The organism is Streptomyces sp. NPDC047042, assembly GCF_040644035.1.
Lineage (GTDB): Bacteria > Actinomycetota > Actinomycetes > Streptomycetales > Streptomycetaceae > Streptomyces.
Genome location: NZ_JBEYVP010000025.1, coordinates 155,821 through 178,549, shown reverse-complemented (window position 1 = coordinate 178,549; position 22,729 = coordinate 155,821). Strand labels below are relative to the sequence as shown.

15 protein-coding genes are annotated in these 22,729 nt (G+C 69.2%); 12 read left to right on the top strand and 3 right to left on the bottom strand.

Annotated elements, in window-relative coordinates; translation table 11 throughout:
- Positions 1-71: 71 nt before the first annotated feature.
- Positions 72-1,031: a hypothetical protein gene (locus ABZ855_RS28500; protein WP_360811564.1), complete on the bottom strand. Its 960-nt coding sequence runs from the start codon at positions 1,029-1,031 to the stop codon at positions 72-74.
- 123 nt (positions 1,032-1,154) lie between these two features.
- On the opposite strand from ABZ855_RS28500, the gene ABZ855_RS28495 reads away from it, so the two are divergent.
- On the top strand, positions 1,155-1,973 hold the full coding sequence (locus ABZ855_RS28495) for a methyltransferase domain-containing protein (protein WP_360811562.1): 819 nt from the start codon (positions 1,155-1,157) through the stop codon (positions 1,971-1,973).
- 24 nt (positions 1,974-1,997) lie between these two features.
- Here the strand turns inward: ABZ855_RS28495 and ABZ855_RS28490 are convergent, their stop codons facing one another.
- On the bottom strand, positions 1,998-2,252 hold the full coding sequence (locus ABZ855_RS28490; RefSeq protein WP_360811560.1) for a hypothetical protein: 255 nt from the start codon (positions 2,250-2,252) through the stop codon (positions 1,998-2,000).
- 601 nt (positions 2,253-2,853) lie between these two features.
- The gene (gene purU / locus ABZ855_RS28485; protein WP_360811558.1) at positions 2,854-3,735 is read right to left on the bottom strand and encodes a formyltetrahydrofolate deformylase; all 882 of its coding nucleotides are present in this window, start codon (positions 3,733-3,735) and stop codon (positions 2,854-2,856) included.
- Between the two features lie 237 nt (positions 3,736-3,972).
- Between purU and ABZ855_RS28480 the strand changes: the two genes are divergently transcribed.
- From ABZ855_RS28480 to ABZ855_RS28430, 11 genes are all read left to right on the top strand, one after another.
- Entirely contained in the window at positions 3,973-5,448 is a 1,476-nt protein-coding gene (locus tag ABZ855_RS28480) for an aldehyde dehydrogenase family protein (RefSeq protein WP_360811580.1), read from the top strand.
- Between the two features lie 20 nt (positions 5,449-5,468).
- Positions 5,469-6,602 carry a glycine betaine/L-proline ABC transporter ATP-binding protein gene (locus ABZ855_RS28475; protein ID WP_360811556.1) on the top strand — a complete coding sequence of 378 codons (1,134 nt, stop codon included), beginning with the start codon at positions 5,469-5,471 and terminating at the stop codon, positions 6,600-6,602.
- Positions 6,599-8,620 carry an ABC transporter permease subunit gene (locus tag ABZ855_RS28470; protein WP_360811554.1) on the top strand — a complete coding sequence of 674 codons (2,022 nt, stop codon included), beginning with the start codon at positions 6,599-6,601 and terminating at the stop codon, positions 8,618-8,620. The genes ABZ855_RS28475 and ABZ855_RS28470 overlap by 4 nt, the downstream gene beginning before the upstream one ends.
- Before the next feature lie 19 nt (positions 8,621-8,639).
- Positions 8,640-9,641, top strand: coding sequence for an ABC transporter substrate-binding protein (locus tag ABZ855_RS28465; protein ID WP_360811552.1), 1,002 nt, complete (start codon positions 8,640-8,642; stop codon positions 9,639-9,641).
- 345 nt (positions 9,642-9,986) lie between these two features.
- Positions 9,987-12,434: an FAD-dependent oxidoreductase gene (locus tag ABZ855_RS28460; protein ID WP_360811551.1), complete on the top strand. Its 2,448-nt coding sequence runs from the start codon at positions 9,987-9,989 to the stop codon at positions 12,432-12,434.
- A gap of 138 nt (positions 12,435-12,572) precedes the next feature.
- Complete coding sequence (locus ABZ855_RS28455; RefSeq protein ID WP_360811549.1) at positions 12,573-13,805, top strand: sarcosine oxidase subunit beta family protein; 1,233 nt, start codon at positions 12,573-12,575, stop codon at positions 13,803-13,805.
- Positions 13,806-13,829: 24 nt separating this feature from the next.
- Positions 13,830-17,156 (top strand): sarcosine oxidase subunit delta family protein, encoded by a 3,327-nt coding sequence (locus ABZ855_RS28450; RefSeq protein ID WP_360811547.1) that lies wholly within the window; start codon positions 13,830-13,832, stop codon positions 17,154-17,156.
- Positions 17,149-17,784, top strand: coding sequence for a sarcosine oxidase subunit gamma family protein (locus ABZ855_RS28445; protein WP_360811545.1), 636 nt, complete (start codon positions 17,149-17,151; stop codon positions 17,782-17,784). Before ABZ855_RS28450 ends, ABZ855_RS28445 begins: the two co-directional genes overlap by 8 nt.
- A gap of 388 nt (positions 17,785-18,172) precedes the next feature.
- A complete protein-coding gene (locus ABZ855_RS28440; protein WP_360811578.1) occupies positions 18,173-21,085 on the top strand; it encodes a glycosyl hydrolase 115 family protein in 2,913 nt (970 codons plus the stop codon).
- A gap of 135 nt (positions 21,086-21,220) precedes the next feature.
- A complete protein-coding gene (locus tag ABZ855_RS28435; protein ID WP_360811543.1) occupies positions 21,221-21,904 on the top strand; it encodes a polysaccharide lyase family 7 protein in 684 nt (227 codons plus the stop codon).
- A gap of 3 nt (positions 21,905-21,907) precedes the next feature.
- Positions 21,908-22,657 carry a heparin lyase I family protein gene (locus ABZ855_RS28430; protein WP_360811541.1) on the top strand — a complete coding sequence of 250 codons (750 nt, stop codon included), beginning with the start codon at positions 21,908-21,910 and terminating at the stop codon, positions 22,655-22,657.
- Positions 22,658-22,729: the final 72 nt, after the last annotated feature.

Genomic DNA, 22,729 nt, shown 5'->3' with positions numbered 1-22,729 from the left:
GACGATCCACGGCCGCGACTCCCTTTTCCCCACGGCAAGACCAACGAGGAACCACGCCGACAGTCACATGATCAACAACTTCTGTTAGGACCTCTAAGCAGTTGGCGTCTCGTCGGGACCGGGCGTCGAGTCCGGTGGAGTGGGCCGTCCTCCGCGGTGCGGGGCAGCATCCGCACTGTCGCGTCCACCGTCCAGACCGCCACGGCCTGCCGCATGCCCGCTTGCCACACCGCGTTCTCCGCCAGGGTCGGATACACGCCGACGACCTCCGCGCGGTACGCCTGCTCGATCTCCGCGGCCAACCCGGCCGGCAACGTGAAGACGCACCAGCAGCTGGAGAACGGCATCCGGCAGTACGCGGCTGTCAGGAACACCGACTGGTAGGAGGCCGCCTCGAAGTCGATCAGGCGCAGGCCCTCCGAGGTGAGCAGGTTGTTGTCGGGGCAGGTGTCGCCCGGGGTGAACGCCGGGTACTCCTCTCCGCCCGCCGTCCCGATCCCGGCCAACTCCTCGGCGAGGCCGGGCGGAGTCGCGATACCCGCGCCTTCGAGCTGCGCCAGTAGCTCAGTGGCCCTCTGCGCGATCCACGGCTCCTCCCCCCACGGCGCCATGCCCTTGTCGTACTGGGACCGCAGCCGTGTGAGATCGGCCCGCCGGTGCACCGATTCGGCAGCCAGCCGCCCGAGCCCTCGGGCCCAGGCCAGCAACCCGCTTTCCGCGGCCTTCGGATCGTTCCCGAGCAGGACGTCCGCCAGGGTCGGGGCGTTTCCGAGGTCTTCCATCACCAGCAGGGGAACCTCGGGGTCCACGCCGAGAAGCTCCGGACCGGCGATGCCGAGGGAGAGCGCGGCGGCCTCAGCGGTGAAGCAGCGCAGGGAGTCCGGCTCGTTGCCGAACGCCTTGACGATCACGGTGCCGCCATCGGCCGTTGCACAACGCACCACGGTGCTGCGCGAGCTGCCACCCAGGTCGACCGGGCCGGACAACTCGACGCCCAGCAGTTTCCCGGCGGCGCGCAAGATCGACTCCACCTCCGGCATTCTGCCAGTAACGGCCTGGATGCTGTTGGCCGCTGCGTGACCGTCAACCGACTTGCGATGGTCTTTCCGGACTGAGGACGGACACGCGGAAGGCCTGCGGCTTAGGTTGGGTGAGTGACGACTACCGCACCGCAAGAGGCATTTCTGCAGGCGTTCCACGCCCAGTACCCAGCAGTGACCGCAGAAGCGTTCGGCCGTGGCCATGCTCCAGACGGCCGGTCAAGCTATGAGATCTTGTGCGATCGGGTGGCTGGAAGCATGCGCGTGCTGGACCTCGGCTGCGGCGACGGCCTACTGCTCGAGTTGCTGGCCCGAAGGACTGGGAGGCAACTCGCGGGAGTGGACCTGTCCCCGCACTCCCTGGCCCTGGCACGACGTCGGCCGGCGCTTTCCGGAGCGAAGCTGGAAGAGGGCCGAGCTCAGGAGCTTCCTTTCGCCGACGACAGCTTCGACGCCTGCGTTTCCCACATGGCACTGATGTTGATGAGCGAGATCGAGCAAGTCGCAGCTGAGGTGGCCCGGGTCCTGTCTCCCGGAGGGGTTCTGGCTTGCGTGGTGGGAGGCGGGGCCGTAGGCGGCGAGGCATACGAACGGTTCCTCGTGTTGCTGCGGCGCACGATCGAGGAGACGCCTGCCTCGCAGCGCATCCCGGCGTTGGGGGACAAAAGGACACGCAGTCGCGAAGGGCTCGATGAAGTCCTCGGGCCGGCAGGTTTCGCGGCTGTGGGCTGGGAGACCGTTCCTATCGATCTGAGCGGACCAGTGGAGCAGGTGTGGGCTGCGGTTTCCAGCCTCTATGATCTCGGCCCCCTCGATCGCGCTACTGTGCGGCGGTTGCGGCAGGCCTTCTTGGCCGAGGTGAGGGACATGACGACACCGGATGGGGTCATTCCCTGCGCCTTCAAGGTTCACGTCGCGGTGGCCCGTCGTTGACGTACGGGTGCCGAACGAAATTGATCAGCCGTTTCCGCTGATGACTGTCCGAGCGGCACTCGTGGTCACGATGTCGATGGCGAGGCGTAGAGGTGCTTCTGCCCAACCGAGCAAAGCTCGGGTGATCACGATCGACTGGATGATGCTCATGCCGTGCTCGGCCAGCAGAGTTTGAACCGCCTCCATCCCCTCGTTCGCGAGCACAGGCCGACATTGCTCGACAAGCGCGGTCCATCGCGCGGCTTCCTCGGGCCGCAACCCGGTGACGTGGTCGAACATGGGTGATACTCCCTGATGCCGGGCTCGGGTCCGTGGGCGCCTGGAGTTACTGGTCGCAAGCACTGTCGTGGTAGGTGCGGAAGTCGAAGAAGCCCAGTCCGTCGATCTGGAGGGAGCGTTCGATCTCGTGAAGGGTCCAGCAGTGGTCGGAGTAGTCGTCGACCGCGACGCCACCTTCTTGTAGAAGGCGTGATGCAAGGTCGCGGATCTCGGCTGTGCCATCGATGCGGCCGGAGATGTCGACCTGCAGGGCCCAGGAAGGGCGGGAGCCGAGCAGCTTCCAGACGGCGGACGTCTTCGGGTTCCCAGTCGGCGAACAGTTGGCCGTCGCGCTCGTTTTCGAGGTTGATGTAGAGGTTACTGTCAGTCCAGTATCCGGCCTGGCCTTCGAACAGCCGGGCCAGCGTTGCTGTAGTCGCAGTCATCTCGCCGCAGGGGAAGATGAAGACGGTCCGCATGGACGGAGAGTAGACGGTCTCAGAAGCCTGTGGCCAGGCAATTTCGTGCCGTCCGGAGGCTGCGGCGCTCGGCATGCCCGGATCGACGTGTGAGCATGGCGAGACGGGCGGGTGGGTGGGAAGTCTCGTATACGACCGCCGCCTCAGCGGAACACCACCGTCCTGTTTCCCTCCACCATCACCCTGCTCTCGCTGTGCCACTTCACCGCGTGTGCCAGTACCTGTGCCTCCACGTCCCGGCCCACCGTCACCAGTTCGCCCGGGTCCAGGGAGTGGTCCACCCTCACCACGTCCTGTTCGATGATCTGGCCCTCGTCCAGGTCGGACGTCACGTAGTGAGCTGTCGCGCCGACCAGCTTCACTCCTCGGTCGTACGCCTGCTCGTACGGGCGTGCTCCCTTGAAGCTGGGGAGGAAGGAGTGGTGGATGTTGATCGCCCTGCCCTCCAGCTCCTTGCACAGGTCGTCCGTGAGGACCTGCATGTAGCGGGCCAGTACCACCAGGTCGATGTTCAGGTCCCGGACCAGTTCCAGTAGGCGTGCCTCCGCCTCCGGCTTGGTCTCGCGGGTCACCGGGATGTGGTGGAAGGGGATGCCGTAGCTCTCCGCCAGGCCCTCGAAATCGCGGTGGTTGGAGACGATCGCCGGGATCTCGATGTTCAGGCCGCCCGTGCGGCGGCGGAACAGGAGGTCGTTCAGGCAGTGGCCGAACTTGGACACCATGATCAGGGTGCGGGTCGGCGTCGACGCGTCCCGCAGGGTCCAGGAGATGCCGTACGCCTCGGCGACCGGGCCGAATCGGTAACGCAGGTTTTCCAGAGTGGCGTCCGGATCGGAAACATCGAAGTGGACCCTCATGAAAAAGCGGCCCTGGAGACGGTCGTCGAACTGCTGGCTCTCCAGGATGTTTCCCGAGTTGCGGACCAGAAAGCCGCTCACGGCGTGGACCAGCCCCGAGCTGTCGGGACACGAGAGGGTGAGGACGTACTCACTGCCGGCTGCAGGGCGAGGAAACTTGGGGGACACGTCGACCTCCGCTGGTGCGTATTGCACAACATGGTGAGCGATACGCAACATGGTCGGCTCGGCGGGCGCTCCGGTCAAGAGCGGCCGGGTGAGTGTGCACACCGGGGAAGGCTGTCGAAATCGTCATCCGCCAACTACTTGACGTATGTCTGCACATTCGCCAGGGTGTTCCACCACAAGCAATTGGGTGCACGATGCGCAACGAATTTCAGTTGAAAGGCTTGGCGCGTGGCAGACCTGGCAGACCTGTATGTGGACGGTGAATGGCGGGTGCCGGTTGCCGGTGGCCGCCGGGAGATCCGATGTCCCGCCGACGGCAGGCTCGCCGCCACCGTCTCGGAAGGGACGCGTCCCGACGCCGAGGCCGCCATCGCCGCCGCCCGCCGCGCCTTCGACACAGGACCCTGGCCGCGTACTCCCGAACGGGAGCGCGGCCAGTTGCTGCTGCGCACCGCCGACATCATGGAACGCGACGCCAAGGAGTTCGCCCGCGCCGAGTCGCTGGACACCGGCAAGCGGCTGGTGGAGAGCGAGTACGACATCGCCGACGTCGTCTCCTGCTTCCGCCACTACGGCGGGATCGGCGGCACGGACGCCGGCCGCGTGATCGACACCGGACGTGATGACGCCGTCAGTCGGGTCGTGTATGAGCCGGTGGGGGTCTGCGGGCTGATCACTCCCTGGAACTATCCGCTCCTGCAGGCCAGTTGGAAGGTTGCCCCGGCGCTTCTCGCCGGTAACACCTTCGTCCTCAAGCCCAGTGAGCTGACCCCCTCCACCTCCATCCTGCTGATGAGGGCGCTGGCGGAGGCGGGGCTGCCCGCCGGGGTCGGCAACCTCGTGCTCGGTGCCGGGCCCGAGGTGGGGGCCCCGCTCTCCGAGGACCCCGCCGTCGACATGGTCTCCTTCACCGGGGGGCTCGAGACCGGCAAGCGCATCATGGCCACCGCCGCCGCGGGCGTGAAGAAGGTGGCCCTGGAACTCGGCGGCAAGAACCCCAACGTCGTCTTCGCCGACGCCGACTTCGAGGCGGCCGTCGACTTCGCCCTCACCGCCGTCTTCCTGCACTCCGGGCAGGTCTGTTCCGCCGGGGCGCGGCTCATTGTCGAGGATTCGATTCATGATCGGTTCGTTGACGAAGTCGTTCGGCGGGCTCGGCAGATCCGGCTCGGCGGGCCCTTCGATCCCGAGGCCGAGACCGGTGCGCTGATCTCCGCCGGGCATCTCGAGAAGGTCGAGGCGTATGTCGCGGCCGGTATCGCCGAGGGTGCCGTACTGCGGTGTGGTGGTGAGCGGCCTGACGATCCCGCGCTGGCCGGCGGCCACTACTACCCGCCCACCGTGCTCGACGAGTGCACGCAGGACATGCGTGTGGTGCACGAGGAGTCCTTCGGGCCCGTGCTGACCGTCGAGCGGTTCAGGGACGGCGACGAGGATGACGCCGTACGCATCGCCAACGACACCGAGTACGGGCTCGCCGGGGCGGTGTGGACGCAGGACGCCGGCAAGGCCCAGCGGGTCGCGCGCCGGCTGCGCCACGGCACCGTGTGGATCAACGACTACCACCCCTACGTACCGCAGGCGGAGTGGGGTGGTTTCGGGCATTCGGGTGTGGGCCGGGAGCTGGGACCGAGCGGCCTGGACGAGTACCGAGAGCCCAAGCACATCTGGCAGAACATCCAACCCCGGCCGCAGCACTGGTTCCGCGGCTGAACGCCGAAAAGAGGTCGATCGTGACCCCAGTACAGACCGAGGTGCCGCAGCGGCGCGGCACGTCCCAGAACTCGGACGGCACGCCGGTCATCTCCGTGCGCGGCCTGTGGAAGGTGTTCGGACCGAAGGCGGAACGGGTCCCGGAGTCGGAGGAGCTGTGCGGCCTCACCCGGCGCGAGCTGATGGACCGTACGGGATGCACCGCAGCCGTGCGCGACATCGACTTCGACGTGGCGCCCGGCGAGGTGTTCGTGGTCATGGGTCTGTCGGGCTCCGGCAAGTCGACCCTGGTGCGATGTCTCACCCGGCTGATCGAACCGACCGCCGGTGAGATCGTCTTCGAGGGCGAGAACATCCGCGACGCCGACGACAAGCGCCTGCGCGAGCTGCGCCGCGAGAAGTTCTCCATGGTGTTCCAGCACTTCGGGCTGCTGCCGCACCGGCGGGTCGTCGACAACGTGGCCTTCGGGCTCGAGATACGTGGGATGAGCCGGGCGGAGCGCGTCAAGCGGGCCCTGGAGGTCGTCGAGCTCGTCGGCCTGTCCGGGTACGAGAACTCCTACCCCGACCAGCTCTCCGGCGGTATGCAGCAACGCGTCGGCCTGGCAAGGGCGTTGGCGGGCGATCCTGAGGTTCTGTTCTTCGACGAGCCGTTCTCGGCGCTCGACCCGCTGATCCGCCGCGACATGCAGAACGAGGTCATCCGGCTGCACCGCGAGGTCGGCAAGACGATGGTGTTCATCACCCACGACCTCTCCGAGGCCCTCAAACTCGGCGACCGCATCCTCATCATGCGCGACGGCAAGATGGTCCAGTGCGGGACCGGGGACGAGCTGGTGGGCGCGCCCGCCGACGACTACGTACGCGAGTTCGTGAAGGACGTGCCGCGTGCCGACGTCCTCACCCTGCGCTGGATCATGCGCCCGCCGGCCGACGGCGACGACCTCGACGGCCCCGAACTGGGTCCGGACGTCGTCGTACGGGAGGCCACCCGGGCTGTCCTCGCCGCCGAGAGGCCGGTCAAGGTCGTCGAGAACGGCAAGCTGATCGGCCTGGTCGGCGACGAGGAGATCCTCGCGGTGGTCGCCGGGCAGGGACAGGGACCGGCACAGGGACAGGGACTGGGACAGGGACAGGGAGGCGGCGCGCGATGACCGTCGCCATGGAGAAACCCCCGGCTCCCGAGCCTCCGCAGCAGACGGACACCGTGCCCGAGGCCGCGGCGCCCGTCGCCGCCGTACGCCGGGTCAGCCGGCGCATGGTGGTCGGGGCGATCCTCGTCCTCTGGCTGGTGCTGTTCGCCGTACTGCGCGGCACGAACACCCTGCCGCTCGCGGCGGCGGACCTCACCTGGCTGCACCGGTGGCTGAACGACGTCAACGACTCGATCGGCGCCAACCGCAACTCCAACCCGCTCTTCCTCTACTTCTTCAACGAGATCCGCCTGGTCATCGACAACCTGGTGACCCTCGTCCAGCAGCTGATCTCCCAGCCGTCCGACTCCCGGCCCCTGCCGCAGATCGGCTGGCTCGGGGTCGTCGGCATCGCCGGGTTCGTGTCGTGGGCCGTGGGCAACTGGCGGGTGGCGCTGCTGACCGTGGCCGGGTTCGTCTTCTTCGGGCTGCAGGGGCTGTGGCAGGAGAGCATGGACACGCTCTCGCTGACGCTGTCGGCGGTGTTCGTGGCGCTGCTGTTCGCGATCCCGCTGGGCGTGTGGGCGGGGCTGTCCGACCGGTTCAACCGGATCATGACACCGCTGCTGGACTTCATGCAGACGATGCCCACCATGGTCTATCTCGCCCCGCTGACCCTGTTCTTCCTCATCGGCGGCGCCTCCGCGACCATCGCCACCGTCGTCTACGCGGCCCCGCCGACGATCCGCATCACCGCGCACGCCATCCGGACCGTGCCGGAGACGACCGTCGAGGCCGCCGACTCGCTGGGCGCGACCCGGTGGCAGGCGCTGCTGAAGGTGCTGCTGCCGATGTCGAAGCGGACCGTCGTCATGGGCGTCAACCAGACGATCATGGCCGCCCTCGCCATGGTGACCATCGCCGCCCTGATCGACGCGCCCGGCCTCGGCAAGACCGTCATGCAGGCCCTCGAGTCGCTCGACGTGGGTACGGCCTTCAACGCGGGCCTCGCCATCGTCGTCATGGCCATCGTCCTCGACCGGGTCACCACTGCGGCGAGCGGACGCGAGGAGGCGGCCCGGCGTTCGGGCGGCAGACTGCTCGCCTGGCGGCGCCGGCTGGTGGTGGCGGGCGCGGCCGTCGCCGCCGTACTCGTCTACCTCTCGCACACCTACGTGTGGGCGGCGGAGTTCCCCGGCGAGGGTGATGTCGGCAGTTCCGTCGCGAAGGCGGCCGACACCGCGAGCACCTGGGTGCAGGACAATCTGTCGGGCCTCACCAACGCCTTCCGGGACTCCCTCACCAACGGTCTGCTCAACCCCTTCCAGACCCTGCTCACCGACTCGCCCTGGTGGCTCGTCGGCGCGGTCCTGATCGGCATCGCCGTGGTGCTCGGCGGCTGGCGGGCCGGGGTGACGACGGCGGTGTGCGTCGGTCTGCTGGTCGCCACCGGTGTCTGGTCGGACAGCATGACGACCCTGGCGTCCACGCTCTTCGCCACGGTCATGACGATGCTGCTGGCCGTCGTCTTCGGCGTGTGGATGGGACGCAGCACGCTCGCGGACCGGCTGATCCGGCCCACGCTCGACGCGGCGCAGGTCATGCCGCCGTTCGTCTACCTCGTACCGTTCCTCGCGCTGTTCGGCGCGACCCGCTTCACGGCGATCGTCGCCGCCATCGTGTACGCGGCCCCCGTCGCCATGAAGATCATCGCGGACGGGATACGGAACGTGCCCGCGGCCACCGTGGAAGCGGCCACCTCCGCCGGGTGCAACACCTGGCAGATCATCACCAAGGTCCAGCTGCCGATGGCACGCGGCGCTCTGACCCTGGCCACCAACCAGGGCCTGATCTATGTGCTGTCGATGGTTGTTGTGGGCGGCCTGGTAGGCGCGGGCGCCCTCGGCTACGACGTCGTGGCCGGCTTCTCGCAGGGGCAGCTGTACGGGAAGGGGCTGGCGGCGGGGCTGGCCATCGTCCTTCTCGGAGTCATGTTCGACCGGATCACTCAGGCAGCGGCGCGGCGTGCAGGCGCGTAACGCGTAAGGAGCTACCACCATGGCAAGGCAAGCAACACAGTGGAGAGTCGGCGCGGCCGGCATGGCCGTCCTCGCCCTCACCCTCACCGCCTGCGGCGGCGCGAAGGTCGGCGACGACTCCTCGGGCTCCGGCACCTCCGGGGGGTCGTCCGGCGGGACCTCCGGCTCCTCCGCGAAGTGCGGCACCTTCAACCTCGCGGTCAACCCGTGGGTCGGCTACGAGGCGAACGCGGCGGTCGTCGCGTACGTCGCGGAGCACGATCTCGGGTGCAAGGTCACCAAGAAGGACCTGAAGGAGGAGATCGCCTGGCAGGGCTTCGGGACGGGCGAGGTGGACGCCGTCATCGAGAACTGGGGCCACCCCGACCTGAAGAAGAAGTACATCACCGACCAGAAGACCGCCGTCGAGGCCGGCGCGACCGGCAACGAAGGGCTGATCGGCTGGTACGTGCCGCCGTGGCTCGCCAAGGCGCACCCGGACATCATCGACTGGAAGAACCTCGACAAGTACGCGGCGAAGTTCAAGACCTCCGAGTCGGGCGGCAAGGGCCAGCTCCTCGACGGCGACCCGTCGTTCGTCACCAACGACGAGGCGCTGGTGAAGAACCTGAAGCTGGACTTCAAGGTGGTGTACGCGGGCAGCGAGACCGCGCTCATCCAGGCCTTCCGCAAGGCGGAGAAGGACAAGGAATGGGTGATCGGCTACTTCTACGAGCCTCAGTGGTTCATGTCGGAGGTGCCGCTCGTCAAGGTCAAGCTGCCGGAGTACAAGGACGGGTGTGACGCCGACCCGGAGAAGGTGGCGTGCGACTACCCCGTGTACAAGCTCGACAAGATCGTCAGCACGAAGTTCGCCGGGTCGGGGAGTCCTGCGTACAACCTGGTGAAGAACTTCAGCTGGACGAACGATGACCAGAACACGGTTGCGAAGTACATCGCCGAGGACAAGATGACGCCTGAGGCTGCGGCGAAGAAGTGGGTTGAGGCGAACCGGGCGAAGGTCGACGCCTGGATCAAGTGATGCCTCGAGTGTCCTGAGGTGTGTTGAGCATGGTGCCCGGTGGGCGGTGCGCGTAAGTGTGCGCCGCCTGCCGGGCATTGGCGTTTTTCTTCGCCCCCGCCGCCCCTACCCGTCCCATCCGTCTCGGGGGCGCTGCCCCCGAACCCCCGCTCCTCAAACGCCGGAGGGGCTGACTTCCAGCCCGTCCGGCGTTTGAGGACGAGCGCGTTCAGCGCGAAAGCGGGGGTCTGGGGGCGCAGCCCCCCAGGGGGCGAGAACCCCTTGACACCCACCTGTGCTGCAGGCACATTGAGTTGCGCAACCTGAGTCATGTTGCGTAGAAAGCAACTAACCGGAGGTGCGGCGATGGCGGGACCCCGAGTGGTCATCATCGGAGCGGGCGTCGTTGGCGCGGCACTCGCGGACGAGATCTCCGCGCGAGGCTGGACCGAAGTGACCGTGGTCGACCAGGGCCCGCTGCCCGCCACCGGGGGCTCGTCGTCGCACGCCCCGGGCCTGGTCTTCCAGACGAACTCGTCCAAGACGATGACCGAACTGGCCCGCTACACCGTCGAGAAGTTCTGCTCCCTGGACGTCGACGGCAAGCCCTGCTTCCTCCAGGTCGGCGGCCTCGAAGTGGCCACCACCCCCGAGCGCCTCACCGAACTGCACCGCCGCCACGGCTGGATCACCGCCTGGGGCATCGAGTCCCGCCTGCTGACCCCCGAGGAGTGCGTGGAGCAGCACCCCCTGGTCAACCCCGAGCGGGTCCTGGGCGGCCTCCTGGTCCCCACGGACGGCCTCGCCAAGGCGGTGCTGGCGGTTGAGGCGCAGATCCGCCGGGCGACCGAACGCGGCGTGACCTTCCTGCCCCGCCACGAGGTGCTGGACGTCCTGCAGACCGACGGGCAGGTCACCGGTGTCCTCACGGACCAGGGCGAGATCGCCGCCGACATCGTCGTGTGCTGCGCCGGCATCTGGGGGCCGAAGATCGCCCGCATGGCCGGCCTGAACCTCCCCCTCACCCCCCTGGCCCACCAGCTGGCCTGGACCGGCCCGGTCCCCGCGCTCGCCGGCCAGACGGAGGAGGCGGTCCGCCCGATCCTGCGTCACCAGGACGCCGACCTCTACTACCGCGACCGCTTCGACGCCATCGGCATCGGCTACTACGGCCACCGCCCGATGCCCGTCTCGGCCGACGACATCCTCTCCTTCGGCCAGGCGGACGAGGCCGGCGGGATGCCCTCCGTCCTGAAGTTCACCGAGGACGACTTCGAGCCCGCCTGGACGGAGACGCAGTCCCTGCTCCCCGCCACCAAGGACGCGAAGGTCGAGGAGGGCATCAACGGCCTCTTCTCCTTCACCACCGACAACTTCCCGCTGCTCGGCGAGTCCCCGGACGTCAAGGGCTTCTGGGTCGCCGAGGCCGTGTGGGTCACCCACTCGGCGGGCGTCGGCCGGGCCATGGCCGAACTGCTGGTCGACGGCTTTTGCTCCTCCTTCGACCTGCACGAGTGCGACCTCAACCGCTTCGAGCCGCACCAGCTTGCCCCGGAGTACGTCCTGGCCCGCGACTGCCAGAACTTCGTCGAGGTCTACGACATCCTGCACCCCCTGCAGCCGTCGGGAGACCCGCGCCCGATCCGCACCAGCCCCTTCCACACCCGCCAGCGTGAGCTGGGCGCCTTCTTCCTGGAGGCCAACGGCTGGGAACGCCCGCACTGGTACGAGGCCAACGCGCCCCTGGTGGCGGGCCGTTCCATCCCCACCCCGGGCGACTGGGCGGCCCAGTACTGGTCGCCGATCGTCGGCGCCGAGGCCCAGGCGACCCGCGAGACGGTCGCGATGTACGACATGACGGCCCTGAAGCGCCTGGAGGTGACCGGCCCGGGAGCCGCCAACTTCCTCGAAGGCCTCACCACCAGCAAGGTCGCCAAGTCGGTCGGCTCGGTGACCTACACCCTGCTCCTGAACGACGACGGCGGCATCCGCAGCGACATCACCGTGGCCCGCCTCGGCCGCGACCTCTTCCAGGTCGGCGCCAACGGCAACCTCGACCTCGACTGGTTCACCCGCCACCTCCCGGCCGACGGCACGGTCCAGGTCCGCGACATCACCCCCGGCACCTGCTGCATCGGCCTGTGGGGCCCGCTGGCCCGCAAGGTCCTCCAGCCCCTGACCGACGAGGACTTCTCCAACGACGGCCTGAAGTACTTCCGCGCAAAGCGTGCCTACATCGGCAGCGTCCCGGTGACGGCGATGCGCCTGTCCTACGTCGGCGAACTCGGCTGGGAGCTCTACACCACCGCCGACCAGGGCCAGAAACTCTGGGACACCCTCTGGCAGGCCGCACAGCCGCTCGGCGGCATCGCGGCGGGGCGCGGCGCCTTCAACAGCCTCCGCCTGGAGAAGGGCTACCGCTCCTTCGGCACCGACATGACGTACGAGCACGACCCGTACGAGGCCGGCGTCGGCTTCGCGGTGAAGCTCGACAAGGGCGACTTCGTGGGCAAGGCGGCGCTGGAACGCCGTAAGGGCGAGGTGCGGCGCAAGCTGACCTGCCTGACCATCGAGGACCCGGGGTCCGTGGTGATGGGCAAGGAGCCGGTGTACGAGGGTGACCGGGCAGTCGGCTATGTCACCAGCGCGGCCTACGGCTACACGATCGGCAAGGGCATCGCGTACGCGTGGCTGCCGGTGGAACTGGCCGCGCCGGGGACGGTGTTGGAGATCGGTTACTTCGATCAGCGGGTGGCGGCGGTGGTCGCCGAGGAGCCGTTGTTCGACTCTACGATGTCGCGTCTCCGTGGGTAGGCGCGCCACGGGGGGTGCGGTTATCGACCTGCGGGCCGGTGGGGGCTTGTCGCGCAGTTCCCCGCGCCCCTGTCGGGGCGCTTCGCCGCCCCTCCTCAGGATGACGAGCCCACTCACTGCAGAAGACGGAGACGCGTGATGAGCCCCCGTACACCCGGTGCCGAGCTGCCGGAGCATCCGGACTGGTTGTGGCGTACGCCTGAGCCCAAGCGGTCGTACGACGTGATCGTGGTGGGCGGTGGTGGGCACGGGCTCGCCACCGCGCACTACCTGGCGAAGAACCACGGCATCACCAACGTGGCCGTGCTGGAGAAGGGGTGGCTCGCGGGCGGCAACATGGCCCGCAACACCACGATCATCCGTTCCAACTACCTGTGGGACGAGAGCGCCGGCATCTACGAGCACTCCCTGAAGCTGTGGGAGGGCCTGGAGGAGGAGCTCGACTATCCGATCCTCTTCTCCCAGCGCGGAGTGCTGAACCTCGCGCACAGTCTTCAGGACGTCCGTGACAGTGTGCGCCGCGTGGAGGCCAACCGGCTGAACGGCGTGGACGCGGAGTGGCTCGACGCCGAGCAGGTCAAAGAGGTCTGCCCGATCGTCAACATCTCGCCGGACGTGCGCTATCCGGTGCTGGGCGGCACCTATCAGCCGCGCGCCGGCATCGCGAAGCACGACCACGTGGCGTGGGGTCTCGCGCGCTCGGCGGACGCGGCCGGCATCGACATCATCCAGAACTGCGAGGTGACGGGACTGGACGTGGTCGGCGGCAGGGTCGTCGGCGTCCAGACCACCCTGGGTCCGATCTCGGCGGGCAAGGTCGCGCTGTGCTCGGCGGGCCACAGCTCGGTCCTGGCGGCCATGGCGGGCATCGAACTCCCGCTCCAGAGCCACCCGTTGCAGGCCCTCGTCAGCGAGCTGCTGGAGCCCGTGCATCCGACGGTCGTCATGTCCAACGCGGTGCACGTGTACGTCAGCCAGGCACACAAGGGCGAGTTGGTGATGGGCGCGGGCATCGACTCGTACAACTCGTACACGCAGCGCGGGGCGTTCCACATCATCGAGGAGCAGATGGCGGCCGCGCTGGAGCTCTTCCCGGTGTTCGCCCGGGCGCATGTGCTGCGTACGTGGGGCGGCATCGTCGACGTCAGTCCGGACGCGTCGCCGATCGTCGGGCTGACGCCGGTGGACAACCTGTACCTCAACTGCGGCTGGGGGACCGGCGGTTTCAAGGCCACCCCGGGTGTCGGCTGGGTCTTCGCCCACACGATCGCCCACGACACGCCCCACGCCCTCAACGCCCCCTTCTCGCTCGACCGTTTCACCACCGGCGCGCTCGTCGACGAGCACGGCGCGGCCGCGGTGGCCCACTAGGGATCCTCAAGGGAGCCGAACGACATGCTGCTCATCCCCTGCCCGTGGTGCGGGCCCCGCGACGAGGCCGAGTTCCACTACGGCGGCGCGGCACACGTGCCGTACCCGGAGGACCCGTCGGCCCTGACCGACGAGGAGTGGGCCCGGTACCTGTTCTTCCGCGACAACGCGAAGGGTCCGTTCGCGGAACGCTGGAGCCACGCGGCGGGCTGCCGCCGCTGGTTCAACGCGGTACGGGACACGGGAACGAACGAGATCCTGGCGGTGTACAGGGCAGGGGAGGAGCGTCCAGTCACAACTCCGGTGGCGGATGCGGCTGTTGCTTCTCCTGGGGTCACCACTCAGCCCCGGCCGGCACCTCCAGCCCGTCCGGCGCTTGAGGACGAGGCCCCTTCAGGGCCGAACGGGGGGCTGGGGGCGGAGCCCCCAGAACTTTCGGGAAGGGGTGGGGTGGGGGAGGAAACCCAGCCGTTCAGACTCCCCACCCGCGGCCGAATCAACCGCCAAAACCCCCTCACCTTCACCTTCGACGGCACCGAATACCAGGGCTACGAAGGCGACACCCTCGCCTCCGCCCTCCTCGCCAACGGCATCATCCAGACCGGCACCAGCATCAAACTCGGCCGCCCCCGAGGCATCTTCTCCGCCGGCGTCGAGGAACCCAACGCGGTCATCCAGATCGAGGCCCCGTTCCCCGAGCCGATGCTCCCCGCCCCCACGGTCGAGCTGTACGAGGGCCTCGCAGCGAGCAGCCTCCCCGGCCAGGGCCGCCTGGCCACCACCCCCGACCCCGCCCGCTACGACGCCGTACACGCCCACTGCGACGTACTGATCGTCGGCGCGGGCCCCGCGGGCCTCGCCGCCGCCGCGACGGCTGCCCGCACCGGCGCCCGGGTCATCCTCGCCGACGACCGTCCGGAGCCGGGCGGCAGCCTCCTGGGCACGGCCGAACACCTCGACTGGGTCGAGTCGACCAGGGCCATCCTGGAAGCGGCGCCGGACGTACGTGTCCTGCCCCGGACCACCGTCTTCGGCTACTACGACGACAACCACCTTCTCGCCGTCGAACGCCGCACCAACCACCTCGGCGCGGCGGCCCCAGAGAACGTCTCCCGCGAACGCGTCTGGCGTATCCGCGCCCGCCGCGTCGTCCTCGCCACCGGCGCCCACGAACGCTCACTGGCCTTCGCCGACAACGACCGCCCCGGCGTGATGCTGGCCGCCTCGGCGCGTACGTACGTCAACCGGCACGGTGTCCTGCCCGGCCGCAGGGCGGTCGTGTTCACCACGAACGACAGCGCGTACGCCGCCGCCCTGGACCTGGCCGGAGCGGGCGCGGACATCGCGGCGATCGTCGACACGCGCCCCTACCCGGGGGAGTGGGCCGACCGCGCGAGGGCGGCCGGCATCGAGGTGCTGGCGGGACACGCGGTCGTCGGCACAGAAGCCGCCACGGAAGCCGGCGACGGCACAGAGGCGGACCCGCGCCTGACCTCCGTGACGGTCGCCGTCTACGAAGGAGAGCCCACAGGAAAGCCCGCCGAAGCCGGAGCAACCACAGACAGCCGACGCGAGTTCGCCGCCGACCTGCTCCTCGTCTCCGGCGGCTGGAACCCGGTGGCCCAGTTGTTCAGTCAGGCGGGCGGCAAGCTCCGCTACGACGGCGCGCTCGGCGCCTTCGTCCCCGACACCTGCCGGCAGGCGGTGGAGGTCGCGGGCAGCGCGTCCGGCGTACTCGACCTGCCCTCGGTGCTCGCGCAGGGCGTCGGCGCGGCCTCCCGCGCACTCGAGGCGGAGGGCTACGCCCCCGAGGCGCCCCGTCTCCCCGCCCCCGACCCCGCCGCGCAGCCCCACACGCCGCCCATGCACGTGTACACCATCCCGGATGCCTCCGACACGCACTCCTTCGTCGACCTCCAGCGCGATGTCAGCGTGGACGACCTGGCCCGCGCCACCGGCACCGGTATGCGCTCGGTGGAGCACACGAAGCGCTACACGACCGCGGGCACCGCCAACGACCAGGGCAGGACGTCCGGTCTGCTGGCCAGCGGTATCGTCGCCGCGCTGCTCGGCGTCGACATCTCGGCCCTCGGCACGACCACGTTCCGGCCGCCGTACACGCCCGTCTCCTTCGCCACCCTCGCGGGCCGCGACCGGGGTGCGCTGCACGACCCGATCCGTACGACCGCCCTGCACACCTGGCACGTCGAGCACGGCGCGCTGTTTGAGAACGTCGGCCAGTGGAAGCGCCCCTGGTACTACCCGCAGGCGGGCGAGGACATGGAGGCGGCCGTCCTGCGCGAGTGCGCCGCCGCCCGCGACAGCGTGGCCTTCATGGATGCCTCCACCCTCGGCAAGATCGACGTCCAGGGCCCGGACGCGGGCGTCTTCCTCGACCTGCTCTACACCAACATGATGAGCACCCTGAAGGTCGGCATGATCCGCTACGGCGCGATGTGCCGCCCCGACGGCATGATCTTCGACGACGGTACGGTCATCCGTCTCGCCGCCGACCGCTTCCTGGTCACCACGACGACGGGCAACGCCGCCGCCGTGCTCGACTGGATGGAGGAGTGGTCCCAGACCGAGTGGCCGGACCTGCGCGTCCACTGCACCTCCGTCACCGAACAGTGGGCGACGGTGGCACTGGTCGGCCCCCGCTCCCGTGAGGTCCTCGGCTCCCTGGCGCCTCAACTGGCCGTGGAAAACGCCGACTTCCCGTTCATGGCGTGGCGCGAGACGTCCGTCGCGGGTATCGACGCGCGCGTCTGCCGGATCAGTTTCTCCGGCGAACTGGCCTACGAGATCAATGTGTCGCCGTGGGAGGCCCGCGCCCTGTGGGAGGCGCTGTACGAGGCCGGCGCCCCGTACGGGATCACCCCCTACGGCACGGAGACCATGCACGTCCTGCGCGCCGAGAAGGGCTACCCGATCATCGGCCAGGACACCGACGGCACCGTCACCCCGCAGGACCTCGGAATGAGCTGGGTGGTGTCGAAGAAGAAGCCCGACTTCATCGGGAAGCGGTCGTACGCCCGTGCCGACGCCGTCCGCCCCGACCGCAAGCACCTGGTCGGCCTGCTCCCGGACGACCCGGGCACCTTCCTCCCCGAGGGCACACAACTGGTCGCCGACAGCGTGCTGCCCGCGCCGCCCGTCCCGATGCTCGGCCATGTCACCTCCAGCTACCGCAGCGCCGCCCTGGGCCGGACCTTCGCGCTCGCCCTGATCAAGGGCGGCCGGGAACGCGTCGGCGAGCGGCTGTACGCGCCCGTGGGTGACCGGCTGGTCCCGGTGACCGTCGCGAGTCCCGTCCTCTACGACCCCGAGGGAGCCCGCCGAGATGGCTGACACCACCACCCTGAGCGCCGCCCGGCCCTCCTCCTTGTCCTCCCCGTCCCCCGTCTCCCCCCTCTCGGACGCGGCCGGCCGCCTCGCCGCCGCCACCCGCACCTCCCGGGGTGCGGTCCGACTCGCCGAACTCCCCTTCCTGGCGCAGCTCAACGTGCGCCTCGACGCCAAGGGGGCGGCGGCGGACGCGGTCGGCCTCGCCCTCGGCCTTCCGCTGCCTCTCGCGCCCAACACCGTCGTACGGGCAGGGGAGTTGGTCGTCCTGTGGCTGGGGCCGGACGAGTGGCTGCTCGTGGGGCCGCCCGGCAGCGAACGGGAACTGGAGAGCCGTATCAGGGAGGCGGCGGGGGAGGAGCCGGTCTCCGTGACCGACGTCTCCGCCCAGCGGACCACGCTTCTCGTCTCGGGCCCGCGCGCCCGCGACCTCCTGGCCCACGGCTGCCCACTGGACCTGCATCCCCGCGCCTTCGGCACGGGCCGCTGCGCCCAGACGACCCTGGGGCGCACCCAGGTGGTCCTGGTCGCCCGGGACGAACCCCGGGCCGGCTTCTGGGTGCTGGTCCGCTCGTCCTTCGCGGGCTATCTGACGGACTGGCTGCTGGACGCGGCTACGGAGTACATGGCCTGAGGCCCCGGGGAGCCGAACCCGAGGGCGTGGGTGGCTCCAGAGAGGGAGTTGCCTGGTGGGAGGCCGGACACCGACGGGGGCAGTCGGTGCCGGTGGACGCCCTTGGTGCGGGCGAGTGGCATGCGCCGGGATATGGACTCCGGGTTGGCCCTGCCCTAGGGTGCATGAGGTGTAGCAAGCGCTTTCTGGCCTGCGTCATCTCACCGTCCGCACTCATACGCTCAGCTCCTTGACCGGCTGCGCGAAAAGCCGACGCGGGGCCTGGGCGGAGAAGGAGCGTCTCGTGCCCCACCGCGAATCCCAGGACCGCTCGGCGCCGCAGACCCCGGCACAGAACCCGCCCCAGACACCGGCGCAGCCCTGGACCCGCAAGTCCTTCCTGCGGGGCATGGCCGCCGCCGGAGTGACCCCGCTGCTCCTCGGGCCCCTCTCCGAGGCCGCCCACGCCGCGTCCTCCACCCGGGTGGGCCGGACCGGCGGCGCCGAATTCCCCCTGGTCCGGGGCGGATTCGCCACTGACGTCCATGTGGACGCGGCCGACGACCCCGCCGTGATCCGCGCGGCCGGGGATCTGCGGGCCGACATCGAGCGGGTCGGCGGGGTACGACCGGGCCTCCTGCACACCGTCCCCGAGAAGGCCGCGCACCTCGTCCTCGTCGGCACCATCGGGGCGAGCCCTGTCATCGACGGGCTCATCGCCGAAGGGCGCCTGAACGTCTCCCGGATCAAGGGGAGTTGGGAAGCCTCGGTCACCCAGGTGATCGACCGTCCGCTGCCCGGCGTCGACCGGGCCCTGGTCATCGCGGGCAGCGACCGGCGGGGCACGATCTACGGGATCTACGACACCTCGGAACGCATCGGCGTCTCCCCCTGGTACTGGTGGGCCGACGTGCCCGTCGAGCACCGCGACGAGGTGACCGTCCCCGCCTGCCCCTTCACGCGGCACGAGCCCTCCGTCCGCTACCGGGGCATTTTCATCAACGACGAGCAGAACCTGACCACTTGGTCCCACCGCACCCAGGAGCCGGACAAGAACATCGGCCCCGAGACCTACAAGCGCGTCTTCGAGCTGCTCCTGCGTCTCAAGGCCAACTACCTCTGGCCGGCCATGCATCCGTACTCCGACTTCTTCAACAAGCACCGCGAGAACCCCGAACTCGCCGAGCACTACGGCATAGTCGTCGGCTCCAGCCACCCCGAGGCCCTGCTCCGCAACGGCGTCCACGAATGGGACCCGTGGGCGGCGGAGCACCGCAACCCCGACGGCAGCCTGCCGGTGTACGACTACACGGTGAACCCCGGTGTCATCTCGGACTACTGGAGAGCGCGCGCCCGGCAGAACGCCGGCTACGAGAGCAGCTGGACGCTCGGCATGCGCGGCCTGCACGACAGCGCGCTGGAGACGAGGAACGCCACCACGATCCCCGAGAAGGTCGTGGTGATGAACGACATCATCGCCGACCAGCGCCGCATCCTGACCGAGGAGGTCGGCCGGGCCGCCGAGCCGCAGATCTTCATCCCGTACAAGGAGGTGCTGGACCTCTACAACGCGGGCGTCCAGGTGCCCGACGACGTCACCCTCATCTGGCCGGACGACAACCACGGCAACATGCGCCAGCTGCCGAACGACGCGGAGCGGCGGCGCGCGGGCGGCAACGGGATCTACTACCACCTCTCCTACTGGGGCCGGCCGAAGAGCTATCTGTGGCTGGACACCACCCAACCGGCCAAGCTCTGGCAGGAGTTGCGCCGCGTGTACGAGCACGGCGCCGACCGTATGTGGATCTTCAACGTGGGGGACCTCAAGTCGATCGAGAACGGGCTGTCCTTCGCCATGGACATCGCCTGGGACGTGAACCGCTGGGACGCCGACGACACCGGGGGATTCCTGGTCGAGTGGGCGGGCCGGCAGTTCGGGCGCCGGCACGGCCGCGAGATCGCCGCGATCCGCACCGAGTACCACCGCCTCGCGGCGGAACTGCGCCCGGAGTTCATCGCCCCGGGCCTCGTCTCCGTCATCCACCACGGCGATGAGGCGGGCCGCCGGATGGCCGCCTACGAGCAACTGCTCGAACGGGCCCGCACCTTGGGCGCCAAGCTGCCCGAGGCCTACCGGGACGCCTACTTCGAGCTGGTCGAATACCCGGTGCACGGCGCCTACTTGATGAACCTGAAGTACTACTGGGCGGACCGCAACGCGCTCGCCCGTCGCCAGGGACGCGGCGCCGGGACCAACCGCTTCGCCGACCTCGCCGAGGCGGCCCACGCGACCGAGGCGGCGCTCACCAAGCGGTACAACACCGAGGTGGCGGGCGGAAAATGGGACGGGATCGTCAACCCGTACCCCTCGCAGATCCCCAAGGCACCGGGCCGCCCGGCCGTCACCAGGGTCGCCCGCCAGGAGACGTCGGGCCTGGGCGTGGCGTCCGAGGGCAATGAGACGGGGACGGCCCGTCCGCTGTCCTTCTTCTCCGGTACTCGGGACCGCCGCTTCCTGGATGTCTTCAACACCGGTTTCCTGGAGGTGAGTTGGACCGCCGAGACCTCTCATCCCTGGGTGCGGCTCAGCGAGTCGGGCGGTTCGCTCACCGACCAGGTCCGGGTGTGGGTGGAGATCGACTGGGACCGGGTGCCCGAGGGAACGTACGACGCGACGGTCACCGTGAGCGGGGGCGACGCCGGGCAGCGGATCGACGTACCGCTGAGGGTGCGCAACGACGGTGAACGGGCGCTGCGCGGGCGGGGGTTCGTCGAGGCGCACGGGTACGTCTCGATCGACGCCGCGCACACCGACCGCCGGGTGGCGCGTGGCGGGGCCCGCTGGCGGACCGTACGCGGGCTGGGCCGTCGTAGCGGCGCGGTGGAGGCGGTGCCGTCGACGGCGGAATCGTTCACGGCCGAATTCGCCGACCGGGCACCGGAGTTGAGGTACCGGGTGCGGTTCAGCAGCAGCGGTACCTTCCCGGTCACCGTGTTCCGGCTGCCGTCGCTCGACGAGCGGGGACGGCGACGGGTGGCGGTGTCGCTCGACGACCAGCCGGTGACGGTCCTGTCGGGCCAGTCCGTCGCCACCGGCAACCGGGGTGACGCCTGGGCCCGCAATGTGGAGGACGGTGTCGAGCGGCTGACGGCGACAGTGACGGTCACCGAACCCGGCGAACACGAACTGCGGCTCTTCATGGTCGACGCGGCCATCTCCGTCGACCAGATCGTCATCGACACGGGCGGCCTGCCGGTCAGCTATCTGGCTCCGCCGGAGAGCTTCCACCCGGCGTTCAACCCGGGGCCGCGAGGGGAGTAGCCAGGCTCTGAGGGCGGTGTACATCGGATCTATCTTCGGCCGGACGTGAATATTGACGCGCTTCTGGTCTAGTCCTACGCTCCATCGGGAGATAGATCCGATGAATCACCGATCCCTGTGAAAGGTTGATTTGGCATGCCCATGACTTCATCGCGGCGTACGGTTCTGACAGCCGGAGGCTTACTCGCCGCGGGCGCCGTCTGCTCGACGGCCTCCGCGTCTCCCGCCGCCGCGGCCCCCACCGCGTCCCCCACGGACGGCTGGACCAAAACGCCGTTCACGTACAGCATGCACAAGCCGTGGAACCTGGACCTGAGCGACCGGTACAGCGACAGCGGCGGTGTCCGGCGCATGTGGGTGTACGACACCGACGAGCCCCTGTCGGAGGGCAGTTCCACCGATCCGCGTACGGAGATGCGCTGGAAGCAGGAGTACACCTCCGGCCGGCACATGTGGGACGCCGACGTGTACCTCCCGTCCGGCACCAACGGCGCGACCTTCGCGCAGATCCTCCGCGTGATCCACCCCGAAGGCACCCCGGCCACCGACTTCATGCTCAACATCTACAACGCGAACGGCGGAACGGTACGGGCGTTCGACCGCACGGTCCTGAAGACCGGCGCGTACGACACGTGGTTCAACGTCAAGCTCGCGCACGACGCCTCGGCCGGCAGCGTCAAGGTCTACCTCGACGACACGCTGGTGCTGACCGCCCAGGACCGGGGCCCCGCCACCCGGCACTTCAAGAACGGCGTCTACCACCACGGCACCGGACGGGCCGAGGCCCGCTTCCGGAACATCACCTACTGGACCAGGTGAGCCGTGCGCAGACGAGCGGCACTCACCGCGCTCGGCGGACTCGGCCTCGCCGGTGCCACCGCCGCGATCCTGCCGGGACAGGCCCGGGCGGCCGACGAGGTCCAGTTCCAGAACCGGGGCAGCGTCGAGGGCTGGGATCATGCCTACACACAGAAGGACGGTGTCATCGCGACCGTCGACTCGCCCACCTACAAGGGCGCACACGCGCTCGCGGCGACCCAGACGTACATCGACGAGACCGGCGGTTACCACTCCGAGGTGATCCGGCGCGGCGCGCAGAGCGTCGGCGAGGACCGGTACTACGGCCAGGCGATCCGCCTCGCGCCCGACTGGACCTTCCACGACCAGAACGTCACCTTCCAGCAGTGGTCGCCCGAAGACCCGGAAGGGCCCTGGCTGTTGATGTTCGTCATCGGCTCGGAGATCCGGTTCGGCGGCTCCGGGGGCATCAATGGCACCGCCGGATCGATCAGCGCTCTGCGCGGCACCTGGATCCGGATCGTCACCCGGCTGAGGCTCGACGGCGACGGCCGGGGCGCCTTCGAGGTGTGGCTGAACGGCACGAGGACGGTGAGTCGGACCGGCATCACCGTACTGCCGTCCACCTCGCGGACGATCCGCTGGTCCAACGGGATCTACTGCACCGCCTGGCGCGAGGGCACGCCCAGCGGGCCTCGGACGCTGACGATCCTGCACGACAGCCACCGGATCGCTTCGACCTACGCGCTGGCCGAACCGGCCAACTGGTCCTGACGGCGCCGATCCCTCCGGCCGGGTTTCTTCGCCCCCGCCGCCCCTACCCGTCCCATCCCTTCCTGGGGGCTG

Excerpts from the sequence above, each read along its gene's own strand:
- ABZ855_RS28490 (WP_360811560.1), bottom strand. The coding sequence starts at position 2,252 with ATGTTCGACCACGTCACCGGGTTGCGGCCCGAGGAAGCCGCGCGATGG.
- ABZ855_RS28470 (WP_360811554.1), top strand. The coding sequence starts at position 6,599 with ATGACCGTCGCCATGGAGAAACCCCCGGCTCCCGAGCCTCCGCAGCAG.
- ABZ855_RS28465 (WP_360811552.1), top strand. The coding sequence starts at position 8,640 with ATGGCAAGGCAAGCAACACAGTGGAGAGTCGGCGCGGCCGGCATGGCC.
- ABZ855_RS28460 (WP_360811551.1), top strand. The coding sequence starts at position 9,987 with ATGGCGGGACCCCGAGTGGTCATCATCGGAGCGGGCGTCGTTGGCGCG.
- ABZ855_RS28455 (WP_360811549.1), top strand. The coding sequence starts at position 12,573 with ATGAGCCCCCGTACACCCGGTGCCGAGCTGCCGGAGCATCCGGACTGG.
- ABZ855_RS28450 (WP_360811547.1), top strand. The coding sequence starts at position 13,830 with ATGCTGCTCATCCCCTGCCCGTGGTGCGGGCCCCGCGACGAGGCCGAG.
- ABZ855_RS28445 (WP_360811545.1), top strand. The coding sequence starts at position 17,149 with ATGGCTGACACCACCACCCTGAGCGCCGCCCGGCCCTCCTCCTTGTCC.
- ABZ855_RS28440 (WP_360811578.1), top strand. The coding sequence starts at position 18,173 with ATGGCCGCCGCCGGAGTGACCCCGCTGCTCCTCGGGCCCCTCTCCGAG.
- ABZ855_RS28435 (WP_360811543.1), top strand. The coding sequence starts at position 21,221 with ATGCCCATGACTTCATCGCGGCGTACGGTTCTGACAGCCGGAGGCTTA.